14 protein-coding genes and 3 tRNA genes are annotated in these 14,265 nt (G+C 44.1%); 13 read left to right on the top strand and 4 right to left on the bottom strand.

Annotation, left to right across the window (positions count from 1 at the left end; all coding sequences use genetic code 11):
• Positions 1 to 216: 216 nt before the first annotated feature.
• From AC1DSE_RS18015 to AC1DSE_RS17995, 5 genes are all read left to right on the top strand, one after another.
• Positions 217 to 534, top strand: coding sequence for a hypothetical protein (locus AC1DSE_RS18015; protein WP_076267429.1), 318 nt, complete (start codon positions 217 to 219; stop codon positions 532 to 534).
• A gap of 110 nt (positions 535 to 644) precedes the next feature.
• Positions 645 to 719 (top strand) — tRNA-Glu (locus AC1DSE_RS18010).
• A 49-nt stretch (positions 720 to 768) separates the two neighbouring features.
• A tRNA-Lys gene (locus AC1DSE_RS18005) sits at positions 769 to 844 on the top strand.
• A 49-nt stretch (positions 845 to 893) separates the two neighbouring features.
• Positions 894 to 978 (top strand) — tRNA-Leu (locus AC1DSE_RS18000).
• A 166-nt stretch (positions 979 to 1,144) separates the two neighbouring features.
• Positions 1,145 to 1,384: a helix-turn-helix domain-containing protein gene (locus AC1DSE_RS17995; protein WP_339204567.1), complete on the top strand. Its 240-nt coding sequence runs from the start codon at positions 1,145 to 1,147 to the stop codon at positions 1,382 to 1,384.
• A 52-nt stretch (positions 1,385 to 1,436) separates the two neighbouring features.
• On the opposite strand, the gene AC1DSE_RS17990 is transcribed toward AC1DSE_RS17995, so the two are convergent.
• The gene (locus tag AC1DSE_RS17990; protein WP_477527979.1) at positions 1,437 to 2,012 is read right to left on the bottom strand and encodes a 50S ribosomal protein L25; all 576 of its coding nucleotides are present in this window, start codon (positions 2,010 to 2,012) and stop codon (positions 1,437 to 1,439) included.
• A 366-nt stretch (positions 2,013 to 2,378) separates the two neighbouring features.
• On the opposite strand from AC1DSE_RS17990, the gene AC1DSE_RS17985 reads away from it, so the two are divergent.
• Genes AC1DSE_RS17985 through AC1DSE_RS17970 form a run of 4 tightly spaced genes read left to right on the top strand, consistent with a single transcriptional unit; the run spans position 2,379 to position 6,718 of the window.
• Entirely contained in the window at positions 2,379 to 3,560 is a 1,182-nt protein-coding gene (locus AC1DSE_RS17985) for a glycosyltransferase family 4 protein (protein WP_477509099.1), read from the top strand.
• Positions 3,560 to 4,657, top strand: coding sequence for a glycosyltransferase (locus tag AC1DSE_RS17980; protein WP_477527978.1), 1,098 nt, complete (start codon positions 3,560 to 3,562; stop codon positions 4,655 to 4,657). Before AC1DSE_RS17985 ends, AC1DSE_RS17980 begins: the two co-directional genes overlap by 1 nt.
• Positions 4,650 to 5,729 (top strand): mannose-1-phosphate guanylyltransferase, encoded by a 1,080-nt coding sequence (locus AC1DSE_RS17975; protein ID WP_477509097.1) that lies wholly within the window; start codon positions 4,650 to 4,652, stop codon positions 5,727 to 5,729. Before AC1DSE_RS17980 ends, AC1DSE_RS17975 begins: the two co-directional genes overlap by 8 nt.
• 26 nt (positions 5,730 to 5,755) lie before the next feature.
• Positions 5,756 to 6,718: a DUF1861 family protein gene (locus tag AC1DSE_RS17970; protein WP_477509125.1), complete on the top strand. Its 963-nt coding sequence runs from the start codon at positions 5,756 to 5,758 to the stop codon at positions 6,716 to 6,718.
• A gap of 14 nt (positions 6,719 to 6,732) precedes the next feature.
• Here AC1DSE_RS17970 and AC1DSE_RS17965 read toward each other — a convergent pair whose 3' ends face one another.
• Together AC1DSE_RS17965 and AC1DSE_RS17960 are read right to left on the bottom strand one after the other, a co-directional pair.
• The gene (locus AC1DSE_RS17965) at positions 6,733 to 7,071 is read right to left on the bottom strand and encodes a L,D-transpeptidase (protein WP_076267434.1); all 339 of its coding nucleotides are present in this window, start codon (positions 7,069 to 7,071) and stop codon (positions 6,733 to 6,735) included.
• 159 nt (positions 7,072 to 7,230) lie between these two features.
• On the bottom strand, positions 7,231 to 7,458 hold the full coding sequence (locus AC1DSE_RS17960; RefSeq protein ID WP_477509096.1) for a zinc-binding dehydrogenase: 228 nt from the start codon (positions 7,456 to 7,458) through the stop codon (positions 7,231 to 7,233).
• A 109-nt stretch (positions 7,459 to 7,567) separates the two neighbouring features.
• Between AC1DSE_RS17960 and AC1DSE_RS17955 the strand changes: the two genes are divergently transcribed.
• The gene (locus AC1DSE_RS17955) at positions 7,568 to 8,038 is read left to right on the top strand and encodes a 2-thiouracil desulfurase family protein (protein ID WP_477509095.1); all 471 of its coding nucleotides are present in this window, start codon (positions 7,568 to 7,570) and stop codon (positions 8,036 to 8,038) included.
• 72 nt (positions 8,039 to 8,110) lie between these two features.
• On the opposite strand, the gene uraA is transcribed toward AC1DSE_RS17955, so the two are convergent.
• Positions 8,111 to 9,412 carry a uracil permease gene (uraA, locus tag AC1DSE_RS17950; RefSeq protein ID WP_339204559.1) on the bottom strand — a complete coding sequence of 434 codons (1,302 nt, stop codon included), beginning with the start codon at positions 9,410 to 9,412 and terminating at the stop codon, positions 8,111 to 8,113.
• A gap of 141 nt (positions 9,413 to 9,553) precedes the next feature.
• On the opposite strand from uraA, the gene AC1DSE_RS17945 reads away from it, so the two are divergent.
• The 3 genes from AC1DSE_RS17945 to AC1DSE_RS17935 all read left to right on the top strand — a co-directional run bounded on the left by AC1DSE_RS17945 (position 9,554) and on the right by AC1DSE_RS17935 (position 14,147).
• Complete coding sequence (locus AC1DSE_RS17945) at positions 9,554 to 9,982, top strand: NfeD family protein (RefSeq protein ID WP_477509094.1); 429 nt, start codon at positions 9,554 to 9,556, stop codon at positions 9,980 to 9,982.
• Between the two features lie 6 nt (positions 9,983 to 9,988).
• Positions 9,989 to 10,915, top strand: a complete 927-nt coding sequence (locus tag AC1DSE_RS17940; RefSeq protein WP_339204557.1) for an SPFH domain-containing protein — start codon at positions 9,989 to 9,991, stop codon at positions 10,913 to 10,915.
• 199 nt (positions 10,916 to 11,114) lie between these two features.
• On the top strand, positions 11,115 to 14,147 hold the full coding sequence (locus tag AC1DSE_RS17935) for a carbohydrate-binding protein (RefSeq protein WP_477509092.1): 3,033 nt from the start codon (positions 11,115 to 11,117) through the stop codon (positions 14,145 to 14,147).
• The last annotated feature ends 118 nt before the right edge of the window (positions 14,148 to 14,265 follow it).

Raw genomic sequence — 14,265 nt, 5'->3', positions numbered from 1 at the left:
ATGGACGTGCAGGTTCAAATCCTGTCTACCGCACCATAACTTACTCTTTGCCGATGTATATAGGTGAACTTAGAAGGTGTCATTTTGCATGCACTTTTCTGATAGATGATGCCACTTTATATTCAGATCATAAATCTGACTAGAGAGTGGTTTTTTCGTTATAAGTTGCTCGAGCCGTGAAAACAGATGCATCATTAGAGATGAGGAGCTGTAAACATGAAAATAAACTTAAACTTTACGAACAAGGGACAAGCAGCGATTAGCAAATTTAACAACGAGGAATTGCTTGAGATTTTCGCACGGTACAGCAATACCTTAATGAAAAAATACTCAATCGAAGTAACTGTACCAGCCGAAGGCAATGAAGCGATTATCGAAAGAGGCAAATTATCAGTATTTGTGGACAAAATCGAATGTGACGTTGAAACCTTCTTCAAAGAATTGGGAAGAGACGTTAAGGTGCCGCTTAAGAAAAGACTTACGCCTGAAGACAAGTTAGACAATGTATTTAAGGCTGAAACGATTGAATCGTAAGGCTAAAATTATATTTTAAAAAACTTGAGAAAAAATGCTTGAACTTCTGATGATAAGCTGATATAATCATTTTTGTTGTCTCAAGCATATTTGTTCTCTTAGTTCCAGACGGCCCGTTGGTCAAGTGGTTAAGACACCTCCCTTTCACGGAGGTAACAGGGGTTCGAGTCCCCTACGGGTCACCATTAATCCTCAAAGTGTACCAGCTCTATGGAGCTCGTTGCAATCACACGAGAGCCATTAGCTCAGTTGGTAGAGCACCTGACTTTTAATCAGGGTGTCGAAGGTTCGAGTCCTTCATGGCTCACCATTTTCTTTGATAAGAAGATGTGAGTGAAGGATCGTACAATTTACAATGTGCGGTAGTGGTGGAACGGCAGACACGCTATCTTGAGGGGGTAGTGTCCMATGGACGTGCAGGTTCAAATCCTGTCTACCGCACCAAAGTATATAAATCGTACGGCTCTAGAGATAGAGCCGTTTTTTTGTGTGTTCTAAMAAAAAAAGAAGCACTACTTATCGTCATATTTAAAAAGTGGGAATACTAGAGGTTGGAATGGTTGATTATATATTTAGACCGTTATATATTTATCGAAGTGGGGGTGTTCACATGCCGGGGGTTCATAGTAATTTAAAAGAAATCATGAGAGCTAAAGATCCAAACCTATCGATTAGGCAGCTTGCCAAAGATATTGACTATCATTTTGATTCTGTTCGGAAGATGTATAAGGATGAGATGGTTCAGTATCCGCGGGATCTGTTATGGAGGTTATGCAAATATTTTGATGTAAGTCCTGGACAGTTTATTGTAGTCGTTCATGACGATAAAGATATAGATCCGGATAAATAAAAGGGAACCCTGTACATTTTGTATAGGGTTCCCTTTACTTTTTATATGATAATTATGCGGAAGCGACTACTTCTTCGGCTTGTGCTTGCGAGATTTTAACTAACATCGCACCAGGATCGGACAAAACTTCGATGCCTTCATGGAAGGAGAGATCAGACACTAGTAAATGATCTCCTATTTTAAGGCCGCTAATATCTACCTCGAATGCGCTGAGCAGATTGTCTGGCATGCAGCGAACCTCTACTTCGTACATCTCAACTTGAAGCATTCCGCCTTCTTTGACACCTGCTGGTTCTCCGGAGAAATGAATCGTTACTTTCGAATCTAAACTCACATTCATATTCAATTGATAGAAATCAACGTGAACAATTTTATTKCTCAGCGGATCTCTTTGTATATTTTGAATTAATACTGGCTTATTCCCTTTTTCCGGAATAGCTGCATTTAAAATAGCGCGCGGGTTGTGCTTAATGACTGATAATATTTCTTTCTCAGCGACGATAACAGAAATGCTGCCGACATCCTTGCCGTATACAATAGCTGGTACCTGTCCTTGCTTTCTTAATAGATTAATCTTAGATTTGCTTAAATCGACCCGTTCGTTTAACTGGATAGTATTGCTCATCATTTGTTGCCTCCTAATCGAATGGGGTACTGTCAAACCGACAATAAAAAAGACCGATTAGCAATAGAATGTCTAATCAGCCCGCTAACGACCATATTTTCTTGTCATATGTTAATTTTATCACAAGTTCTCTACTTGTCAAATCAGTACAAATCCCGCTCGATTGACAAGAAAATATGGTCGTGTTAAGGTTTAAACAGCAGATAGGAGCGGAATTGCAAGAAATGGCAGCAACTGAAAGCTGTTAAGTGGTAACACTGGGATAGCTAAAAACCAAAAGCATATCGTTTAATCTCGGAAATAAAGACATCTTTATTTCTTTTTTTTATTGTCATTTGTAAATATTTTAAAAATAAGGGAGCGATTTCATTGAAAAAGGTTTTAATCAAGCGGAATATAGCATTTTTGGGAACGAGCTTGCCTAGAGAATGCGGATTAGCTACTTTTTCTCAGGATCTGATGAATGAGATCGAACAAATGCAAGATTTTAATGCACCACGCATGATTGCGGTTAACAACAACAAGTCCTATGCGTACGGCAATCAGGTGATGGCTCAGATTGGACAGCACAATCGTGCAGATTATAGCAAAATAGCCATTGATCTTAATCAATCCAATATCGATATGTTAGTCATTCAGCATGAGTTCGGCATTTACGGCGGGGAAAGCGGAGAATACGTTTTGGAATTGGCAGCGAAGCTCAAAATCCCGTTTATCGTTATTTTTCATACCGTATTGTCCGAACCGAGCGAGAAACAGCGTTTAATTATGAAGCAGCTGGCGGATTTAAGCTATAAGGTCATTACGATGGCCCATACCAAAATACAGGATTTGCATGAGGTTTACGGCATAACGCTTGAAAAGATAGAGATGTTCCATCATGGGGTTCCGGTAGTTGCGACCGAATCTAGAAATGAGCTTAAAGAAAGGTTCGGGTATACGAATCGGCAAATCATTTCAACATTCGGTTTTTTAAGCCCAGGCAAAGGGATTGAATATGCCATAGAGGCCATGAACGGCGTAGTGAAGAAGCACCCGGAAGCACTTTATATGATTTTAGGCAAAACGCATCCTGTTGTGAAACAAGAGGTTGGAGAAGTGTACAGGACGAAGCTGACAGATCTAGTGGAAAAGCTAGGCCTTCAGCAGCATGTTACGTTTGTTGATAAGCATCTAACGCAAGAGGAGGTTGTTCAATCTCTTGTATTGTCGGATATTTATATGACGCCTTATCTTGGCAAGGATCAAGCTGTAAGTGGAACACTAGCATTCGGAATTGGTTACGGCAGGGTGATTATTTCGACTCCGTACCGCTACGCTGTTGAGATGCTGGCTGACGGAAGAGGATTGCTCGCAGATTTCCACAATTCCGCATCATTAGAAAATCATATTGTAACGATATTGGACGATCCGAATCTAAAAGCGGAAATGGAGAGCAAGACGCTCGCTTTAGGCAGTACAATGATGTGGAATGAAGTCGCCAAATCTTACGCGGTACTTTTCCGTGAAACGATGGCACATCATTATGTGTTAAAAGGAAGTGCGGTTTAATGGGAGTAAGTATGATCAAGCCGTTATCAACCGATTATTTACGCTCATTAACAGATGATACAGGCATCTTCCAGCATACTAAATTCGGTATTCCCGACCGTTCCAAAGGTTATACTTCCGATGATAATGCAAGGGCTTTGATTGCGGCAGTTATGCTCAATAAGCGCATTAGAGATAAGGAATCCTTGAACCTTATAAATACGTATTTGGCCTTTATTCATCATGCTCAAAATGAAGACGGCAGCTTTCGAAACTTTATGGACTACAACCGTTTGTTCATAGAAAAAACAGGCTCTGAGGATTGTCTGGGGCGCTGTTTGTGGGCGCTTGGATTTACACTTTCGGAGCCATCCGTCCCGCATAATGTGCAAAATACATGTAAATATATGATCAATCAAGCGCTGCCGCATGTGCGGAGCTTGAGATCGCCAAGAGCGATGGCTTATGCAATTATCGGCTTAACTTCCATGATGCAGACCGAGAACGCGCTCCGTTATAAGTTCCCATATCCGAATATGGAAAGCGATGATCCAGCCTTTCTTCCAGAGGCTCAAATCGTTTCGTTAATTGAGGAATTAGCGATGAGGCTGCATACGCAGTATCAAAGMAATAAAGGAGAGGGCTGGCAGTGGTTTGAGGATCGTATTACTTATGGCAATGCGATGCTGCCTTGGGCGCTTTTCAAAGCATCACATTTTTCGCATATAGAAGCATTCAGACAAACCGCTAAAGAAAGCTTGGACTTTCTAGCTTTAATTACTTTTGCAAAAGAAGGTTATTTCAAACCCGTGGGCAGTCATGGCTGGCTTGATAGAGGCGGAGAAGCAGCGTTATATGACGAGCAGCCGATAGAAGCTTGCGAGATGCTGTTAGCCTGCTTAGAAGCGTACAAGACGTTAGGGAAGGAAACCTATCGCGAGCAAGCTTCCTTATGCTATGAATGGTTTCATGGGCGGAACTCCCGTCATGAATCGTTAATAGATGCAGAGACCGGCGGCTGTTACGATGGCATACATGCAAGCGGCCTGAATTTAAATCAAGGCTCGGAAAACATTGTTTCATACTGCATGGCTCATGAGGTGATGCACAATGAATAAATTTGCTACGATTCTCGCAGGCGGAGGCGGAACACGTTTTTGGCCTTTATCCCGGCAGGAGCTGCCAAAGCAGCTGATCAATATAAGCGGCACCGACATTATGCTCAATGATACGATTGAACGCTTTAACGGTGTTATTCCGATGGAAAACACGATCGTAGTAACGAATCGCACCCAAGCGGTGCTGCTCGAGAGGATCATGCATAAGAGTGTTCAGCACGTTAACATTCTGGTAGAGCCTGTTGCCAAAAATACGGCAGCGAGCATACTCCTTGCGGCTTTATTTATTGAGAAAAACCATGGTGATTCTCTTATGGTCGTATTTCCATCCGATCATCATATTACCGAATCGGATAACTTTAAGAAAACATTGAATGATGCTTGCATCGTGGCTATGGAGACAAACAAGATTGTTACGATTGGCATCAAGCCTACCTTTCCTTCAACTGGCTATGGTTATATTTCTTGCAAGAAAGACTCTTTCATTAAGGAGCCTTGTCATGTTTATGAGGCAGCCGAATTTGTCGAAAAACCTAATTTTGCAAAATCGCAATCCTATCTTCAATCCGGTCATTATTTGTGGAACAGCGGTATGTTTATTTGGAAAACCTCCTGCATCATTGATAATTTCAAAAGGTTTCTTCCGAGGCTCTTTAAAACAATGCTCCCTTTAATTGCGTACATGGGCACGGAGCGCGAAGAGGAAATGATTAATGAGATTTATCCTTTGCTGCAAAACATTTCAATCGACTATGGTATTTTAGAGCGCAGTGACGAGGTTGTCGTTATTGAAGGCGATTTTGGATGGAATGATATTGGAAGCTGGGATGCGCTCGGCGCGATATTTCCTCCAGATGAGCATGGAAACATTGTCAAAGCGAACTATGTAGGCATCGACACACAGAACTCCATCATCTACGGCGATGACCGGCTCATTACTACAATTGGAATTGATGGTCTGATTATTGCGGATACCAAGGATGCGCTGCTGATATGTGCCAAAGACAAGGCGCAAGAGGTAAAGGAAATCGTTAGAATTTTGAAGGATAAGGGAATGCACGAATACGCCTAAGAAAGGCTTACATTCAAATGAACCCCATGATGAAGCTGGAATGGATAACGAAAACATGCAAAGAGATGCTGCTAGAATATGAGCCTGCTCAAAAACAAGGCACGAAGCTTTATTTTGCTGGCGTTGGGGACCGCGATGTTTACAATATTACTGCTCCATTCTTGAATGAGGGGGAGCTGTATATTGCCGGTCGTGTGGAAGATCGCCATTCGGAGGAATCCGAGATTATCTTCTTTACATGCAAAGATGGGATATGGACTCCGAAGCTGGATTTGCCTAAGTTTCAGCTGCAGGATCCCTTTATTACGAAAATTAACGGCGAATGGATCTTCGGCGGTGTGCATCTTTATTTTGACTCTGAAACATCGAGGTCGATCATAGGCTGGAAAACTGTGCTTTACCGAGGGAAAAATTTGCATGAGCTTGTACATGCTGCAACAGGCCCTTGGAACATGAAGGATATTCGCTTAACACAATTATCTGATGGGAAGATCGGTATTTTTTCGAGACCATTTGGGATTGAAGGCACGAGAGCTGTAATCGGCTTTAGCATCATTGATTCCTTTGAGGAGTTGTCGGAAACAGCTATTATTAAAGCTCCATTGTTTCGTGATCAATTTCTAAAGGATGAATGGGGAGGGGCAAATGAAATTCATTTGCTCAAAAATGGGTATCTCGGCGTATTAGGCCACATCTCTTATACGGATGAGGATTCCAATCTTCATTATCATGCGATGTCATTTGTTCTCAATCCTTGGACGAGAGAGAAGTCACCGGTCAAAATCATAGCAACAAGAAGCGACTTCCCTGAGGGCCCGGCTAAACGCCCGAATTTAGTTGATGTAATCTTCAGTGGTGGACTGGTTCGCAAGGCTAACAACCGAGCGGAGCTCTATGTGGGAGTTAGTGACACGGAGGCGCATCACATCGATATTGCAGACCCGTTCACGGAGTACGAAGCGATGAAGCAAGATGAAGCTGAAAGCTAAAGCTGGCTTCTAGTCTAAGGGCGAATGGTAACACGCGTGCCAATAGGCACTATTTTGGACAAGGCGAGTACATCATCGTTAAACATTCGGATGCAGCCGTGTGAGACGATATGTCCGATGGAAGAAGGATCGTTTGTGCCATGGATGCCATAATGCGGCTTTGAGAGCCCCATCCAAAAGGCGCCGAACGGTCCGCCGGGATTGGGCTGCTTATTAATAATCGTAAATTCACCTGTAGGCGTTTGAGTTACCATTTTGCCGATGCCAACGGGAAAAGCTTGAGTGACGACGTCGCCGTCCAGCAGATAGAGCTGACGATCGGAAAGATCGATGATAATACGGTAGTCGGGCATGGGGGACTCACTCCTTTTCTCCTATGTTATGTAGTGCGGCAGCGGTTTGCTTCAAAGGATTTAGGCGCGCCAAAAAAAGAGAACCCTAAGGATGTGTCCTAGGGCTCTTTGGTCATTTTATTTTATAGTCAATAACTCTAGCAATATTCTGCCTCGCCCTCATTTTCCCTCGCATTGTTTATGCGCTTGTTTTACATCTGCTAGAGAATAGACAGTGTTGATCTCTGCTTTGATCGTTCCATCTGCAATGAGTTGAGCAAGCTGTTCAAGGTTAGCATGAGTAGGGAAGGAAAGCAGCTCCTTTAAATTTTTTATATCGTTCAAATGCTCGGCTATTTGTATATGAGTTAAATGTACCTTGATGCTATTAAGGAAGCAAGCAGGCACTTTTTTGCGGATCGTAACGATTCCTTAAGATTAGCTTGCTCAGCTTCTATGGTACAATAAAAGTAATAGATGAATGAACATCATGATTTTTCTTAAAGAGGTGCAGATTATGATCCTAGTAAGCTCTTGTTTAGCAGGGTATGAGGTAAGATATAATGCAACGCATAGTGTAAATGAAATCATTCAACAATTGGTGCAGCAAAAGAAAGCCGTTGCTGTATGTCCTGAATTGCTGGGCGGTTTCTCTACTCCAAGAGAGTCAGCCGAAATTGTTGGCGGCGACGGCGATGATGTGTTAAACGGTACAGCTAGAGTAGTAGAGAAATCGGGCAGGGACGTAACGGCGATGTATATGGAAGGTGCACACATTACGCTCAAAAAAGCGAAGGAAGTAAATGCGGAAGTGATTGTACTTAAGGAATACAGCCCTTCTTGCGGCAGCGCCATGATTTATAATGGGGAGTTTAAAGGCAATAAGAGGACTGGAAATGGGGTTACGACTGCTCTGCTTAGAAGAAACGGCATAAGAGTGATATCCGAAGAGCAGCTTGGGGAATTTTTGGTGGAAATGAGTTTCTAGCAGAAATAAATTCAAGAAAATAATAGAATCATAAATAAAAAGGAGCCTCCTAGGAGGCCCCGTCTTTATTGTTTAGTGACCTGATGATTCGTGGTCGTTGGATAGCTTAAGTACGTCAAATACTTTGAACAATAGACTAAGTATAATAGCTACTACGGTTGCAAGCGCCATCCCAGTAAGCGAGAAGTCCCCGATTGTAAGCTTTACGCCGCTAAGTCCAGTCACAAGAACGACGGTTGTCAAAAACAGGTTGGTCGGTTTGCTGTAATCCACTTTGGACTCAACGAGCATCCGGAAGCCGGAAGCAGCGATAACACCGAACAGCAGCAAGGATACACCGCCCATAACTGGCGTTGGAATTCCGGAAATAAGTGCAGAGAATTTACCAGAGAAGGAAAGGACGATCGCAATGACAGCCGCGCCGCCAATGACAAAGGTGGAGTAAACCTTTGTGATCGCTAGAACACCAATGTTCTCGCCGTAGGTCGTGTTCGGCGTAGAGCCTACAAAACCTGATAGAATGGTGGAAATACCGTTGCCCAGCATGGAGCGGTGCAGACCTGGGTCCTTCGATAGATCTTTGTCTACGATATTGCCCGTAACAACCAAATGCCCAATATGCTCGGCAATGACGACAAGCGACGCAGGTGCAATCGCAATAATCGCCGACCAGTGGAACTCAGGGAAAGTGAAATGCGGCAATTGAACAAAGCTATTCTCAGCAAGCTTGCTGAAATCAGTGAAGCCCATGAAATGAGCGAGTACATAACCTGTAGTAATACCGATCAGAATCGGAATAATGCGCATGAATCCGCGGAATAAGACGGAACCTAACACCGTTACGGCAAGGGTGACGGTAGATAGGATTACGATCTTTGGATCCGGGCTCCATACGACGGCAGGATCGGCATCAGTCGGAATAATCCAGCCTGCCATCCGAGCAGCAACTGGAATGAGCTCTAAACCGATAATCGCGACGATTGCCCCCATCGCTGCTGGAGGAAATACAACATTGATCCAGCCGGTGCCTGCTGCTTGAATGATGAGAGCGACAATCGTAAAGATAACGCCTGAAATAATAAATCCGCCTAATGCAGCGGCATAGCTGCCTCCGCCCACTTGATCGCCGATTACGGCGCCTGCTGGAGCGAGGAATGCAAAGCTGGAACCGAGATATGCTGGAATCTTATTGTTGCATATCCAGAGATAAAGAAGTGTTCCGATTCCGTTCATAAGCAAACAAATTGCCGGATCAACACCGAGTATATTCGGTACGAGCACGGTAGAGCCGAACATAGCAAATAAATGCTGCAAGCTTAGCAGTGCGCTTTGCAGGGCAGGCGGTCTTTCATGAACCCCAATTGCTTTTTTCATGAGAATAAGCTCCTTCAATTTAATAGGTTGTCTATTTTTGACCCTTGTTGATTCTACATAGTGAAGCGGGGTTTGACAAGTGTTTTCTTATCATACGCTGGTCATATACGAATACATTAATGAAGAAGGGGAGGTGAAAGGATGGAATTGTGGGTGATATATCTTATTCTCGCTGGCATACTGATCGTCGTGGAAATGCTGACGCTTACATTTTATTTGCTTTGGCTTGCGATTGGTGCTATAGTCGCTGCTGTCATTGATTGGTTTTGGCCGGGCTCATTTGTCGTGGAGATGGTGGCTGGGTGTATCATTGTCCTTATCTTGACTATCTTCACAGGTCCAATTACTCGTCGTTTCCATTCCTCAAAAGGTTTTAAGGATGCCGTGGACGAGCTCGTCGGCAAACAAGGAATTGTGCTTGAGGATATTGCGGCAGATGTTCCCGGTATCGTCAAGGTGGGAAATGAAACGTGGAGTGCAGCATCGAATGAACGGTTATTGAAGGGTGATACAGTTAGGGTTGTCAGTCGCGGCAGTGCAGTGCTTCAAGTTGAGAAATGGGGAGGCTAACTAGATATGGGTTATATTATTGCTATTATTTTATTGGTTATCGTTGTCGTTTTTGTATCATTATCGATCAAAATCGTACCGCAGCAAAGGATAGGCGTTGTCGAGCGCCTAGGAAAGTTTAACCGGCTGCTTACGCCGGGAGTTAATATTCTAATTCCGATTATTGATCATGTACGAACGTATCATGATTTGCGTATTCAGCAGGCGAACGTTCCGCCGCAAACGGTCATAACGAAGGACAACGTACAGGTCAAAATCGATACGATTATTTTTTATCAAGTGACCGGCCCAGAACAGGCTACATATGGCATATCTGATTATGTATACGGGGTGCGAAATATAAGCACAGCTACAATGAGGCAAATTATCGGTAAAATGGAGCTTGATGAAACATTATCAGGCCGTGAGAAAATATCGACCGACATTCGGATCGCGCTGGATGAAGCGACAGAGAAGTGGGGCGTGCGTATCGAGCGGGTAGAGGTTATTGATATTCAGCCGCCAGCGGACATTCAAGATGCAATGGATAAGCAAATGAAGGCGGAGCGAAGCAAACGAGCTATGGTGCTTGATGCAGAAGCGGCGAAGCAGGATATGATCTTGCGGGCAGAGGGTGACAAGCAAAGTAAAATATTGAAGGCTGAAGGCGATAAGGAAGCCAGAATCCGTCAAGCGGAGGGTCAACGCCATGCGCAGGAGCTGGAAGCGCTTGGCGAAGCGAAGGCTATTCAATCCATTGCAGAAGCTGAGAAAAACCGAATTGAGCTTATACGCTCTGCGGGACTAGATGAGAATGTGCTGACATACCGCTCGCTCGAGGCATTATCCGATATTGCTCAGGGAGCTGCGAATAAAGTGTTCATTCCAACACGTGCAATCGATACACTTGGCAGCATTGGAGCTATTGGGGAAATGCTTAAAGCGAGCAAATAAATATAGTGATTGCAAAAAAATGTCTCAGGAGCAGTGTATTCTGCTTTTGGGATATTTTTTTTGCAATCCGATATTATATTTTTCTAAAGTCAGTGGGTTTGTAGTACGAATCATAACATTCTTGGATAGTTCAACATGAGATTCACCCTTAAACTTAAAAAGAAAGCGCTTTATATTAAACGGGTAAGAGGAGGAAATAATGTTGAGTAGATTTAAATTCAAGAAAGGTTGGTCCATTATTTTTGCATTGCTTGTGTTATTCCAAACGGCGGTCGGTGCGAATACGACAGTTGCTGAGGCTCAGACACCGGTTGCTGCTGTAAACAGCCAATCCTATGAGGCTGAGGCAGCCATTAATCAGCTTAGCGGTAAAGCAGAGGTTAAGGACTGCGAGCTTGCGGTTGGCTGCTCAGGCAATCAGCTGGTAGGCAGTCTGTGGGGCGGTTCTGCTTTGCAGTTCAACGCTGTGAATGTGGATACTAAAGGGATCTATACGATGACGGTGCATTACATATCGGGCGATCCGAGATCACTAGCCGTCAGTGTGAACGGCGGGGGAACCGATCATTATGATTTGCCGAAAACGGCAGATTGGAGCACGCGAGGGACTTACGAGATCCAGCTGGAGCTTCGTCAAGGCGAGAACGTCATTCGTTTCGATGATGAAGGCGGATACGCGCCGGATATTGACAAGATCGAGCTGAAATTGCTGAATGCTGTTCCGGGCACAGATCCGAATGAACCGCCTGCTGGAAGCGGACAAGTGTATGAAGCGGAAGGACCGGACAATAAGCTAGCCGGCAATTCTGCTGTAAAATCCTGCAAAGCGGAAACGGAATGCTCCGGTGGAAAAAAGGTAGGCGACATTTGGGGCGGATCAACGCTGCTTTTCCAAAAGGTTGCTGCTCCAGCAGAGGGGATCTATACCTTGAAGGTGAGCTATATTTCCGGCGATCCTCGGTCATTTTCCATTCGTGTGAACAATAGCGAGAAAGAGACCTATTCCCCGCCTGCGACTGCGAACTGGGATACGGTTGGTGTGTTCAGTATTGAGGTACAGCTGCAAGCGGGCAGCAATACCATTTTATTTGATGATGACGGCGGATGGTCGCCGGATATTGATAAAATCGAAATCATCAGCTCGCAGGCACCGGGTGAAAATCCGGGTGATGTGGATGGGATCGGCAATATTGGCAAGCAAATCGATTCCAGCAAATTTGGCTCGATTAAAGTGGAGCAGCATAAGTCAGGCGTCACTTTATCAAACGGCGTCTACAAAATCATTTATAACACAGAGTCTGGACTTTCAGCGTTCGAATGGAACAACAAGACGATAGCCAAAGGATTGTACAGCAGTATCCAATTGGACAAGCAGCTCGACAGCAAAAACTACGCTGAGCATTTGTTCTCCATGAAAAAAGTTGAAAAAATAAATGACGGTCATGGCAAAGGCATTCGGGTAACGATTGAGAATCGTGAGTCCGGCCTGCCGACGATGAAGCAAATTTATCAAATCTATGAGCGTTTGCCTTATTTTCTTATTAGTCAACAAGTAACGGGTAAAGACATGCTCAGCACAAATGATATGGCTCCTCTTGTCCTTAATGCCAAGGGTGGAATCGATATTGGAAGCTACTCGGATAATAGGGTGCTGGTCGCTCCGTTCGATAATGACGCGTGGTCTATATACCAAGCGCGGACGATGAATACTAGTCTGAACAACAATAACTATGTCAGCTCAGAATTGACAGCTATTTATGATAATACTAGCCGAAATGGATTGGTTATTGGTTCAGTCACACATGACAAATGGAAAACAGGAATCTATTGGAGCGGTTCTGATAATCGTTTAAACAAGCTTAAGGTATACGGCGGTTTCTCTTCCCCTACCTCGACACATGATACGATTCCACATGGAAAGGTAACGGGAACGACGATTACTTCGCCGCAAATTCTCGTTGGCTACTATGCCGACTACCGCCAGGGCCTTGAGAGCTTCGGTCAAGCGAACGCTGCAGTTGCGCCGCCGCTTGCATTTAAGCACGGTGTGCCAAAGGGTGTGCCTGTGGGCTGGAACAGCTGGGGCGCATATGAAAGTGATTTAAGCTACGATAAAGTAGTCGCTGTGTCTGATTTCTTCAAGAAAAATTTGCAGAAAAATTCCTTCTCGAACAAAGGCAATGTTTATATTAATTTGGACTCCTATTGGGATAATCTGTCCGAGGAGCAGCTGAAGCAAGCAGTTAAGGTTATTAACAAAAATGGGCAAAAAGCCGGCATTTATTATGGCCCTTTTGTTTATTGGGGCGATAACATGAGTCAGGTCGTAGAGGGTACAGACGGGAAATACACGTATGGAGATATTATTTTGCGGGATCAAAGCGGTAGCCCGCTGCCGAAAGTAGACGGCGCCTACGCGATCGATCCGACTCATCCGGGTTCTAAGCAGCGGATTGAATATTATTTCAAACGGTTTCTTGATTACGGATATGAGTATATTAAAATCGATTTCCTAAGCCATGGCTCCTTCGAGGGCAAACATTATGACCCTAATGTTCAAACGGGCATTCAGGCTTACAATCAAGGCATGGCTCATATCAATAAGGTGCTTGGCGGAAAAATGTTCATCAGCGCCTCTATTGCTCCTTTATTTCCGAGTCAATACGCCCACGCAAGACGGATCTCATGCGATATTGACGGCTCACTGAGCCGCACGGAATATCAGCTAAACAACCTTACCTATGGCTGGTGGCAGAACGGAACGATCTATCCGTATACCGATCCAGATTATATGACGCTTGTGAAGGGCGGTTCGTTTGATGCTGCGCAGTCTCGGATCAATTCAGCGGCTATTTCCGGTACTGTATTTCTAAACTCAGACGATGTCAGCAATCCGGCAGCACAAGAATTGATGAAGAAGCTGCTCACTAACAAGCAAGTTAATGAGGTTGCACTTAAAGGTCAGGCGTTCAAGCCAGTAGAGGGCAACAAAGGTACAGGGGCTGCGGATACATTCATCATGCAAGAAGGGAAAGATTACTACCTTGCTGTATTTAACTATACGAATGCCCCTGTGTCGAAAACAGTAGATTTTGCGCGTGTTGGCATTCCATCGTCCTCCAAAGTAAAAGTTACGGACCTATGGACGAATGCATCCAGTCAGGCAGCAGGTCAACTTAAGGTTGACTTGAATGGCGCGCAATCGAAGCTTTACAAAATTACCGTAAAATAAACCAGCAGCAAGAATCATGACTAAGCAGCTATGGCTGTGAAACCGAAAAATCCATCAAGCAATAGTGCTTGAGGGATTTTTTATTGTCTAGCATTTTAACGTCCCGGAATTTTTATCG

Source organism: Paenibacillus sp. 01L418, assembly GCF_056400045.1.
The sequence above is the reverse complement of the archived record's forward strand: the minus strand, read 5'-3'. Positions and strand labels throughout refer to the sequence as shown.

Bases quoted from the DNA above. Each gene is read 5' to 3' on its own strand.
- AC1DSE_RS17965 (WP_076267434.1), bottom strand. From the start codon at position 7,071: ATGCCCGACTACCGTATTATCATCGATCTTTCCGATCGTCAGCTCTAT.
- AC1DSE_RS18015 (WP_076267429.1), top strand. From the start codon at position 217: ATGAAAATAAACTTAAACTTTACGAACAAGGGACAAGCAGCGATTAGC.
- AC1DSE_RS17945 (WP_477509094.1), top strand. From the start codon at position 9,554: ATGGAATTGTGGGTGATATATCTTATTCTCGCTGGCATACTGATCGTC.
- AC1DSE_RS17935 (WP_477509092.1), top strand. From the start codon at position 11,115: ATGTTGAGTAGATTTAAATTCAAGAAAGGTTGGTCCATTATTTTTGCA.
- AC1DSE_RS17975 (WP_477509097.1), top strand. From the start codon at position 4,650: ATGAATAAATTTGCTACGATTCTCGCAGGCGGAGGCGGAACACGTTTT.
- AC1DSE_RS17995 (WP_339204567.1), top strand. From the start codon at position 1,145: ATGCCGGGGGTTCATAGTAATTTAAAAGAAATCATGAGAGCTAAAGAT.
- AC1DSE_RS17970 (WP_477509125.1), top strand. From the start codon at position 5,756: ATGATGAAGCTGGAATGGATAACGAAAACATGCAAAGAGATGCTGCTA.
- AC1DSE_RS17955 (WP_477509095.1), top strand. From the start codon at position 7,568: ATGATCCTAGTAAGCTCTTGTTTAGCAGGGTATGAGGTAAGATATAAT.
- uraA (WP_339204559.1), bottom strand. From the start codon at position 9,412: ATGAAAAAAGCAATTGGGGTTCATGAAAGACCGCCTGCCCTGCAAAGC.
- AC1DSE_RS17940 (WP_339204557.1), top strand. From the start codon at position 9,989: ATGGGTTATATTATTGCTATTATTTTATTGGTTATCGTTGTCGTTTTT.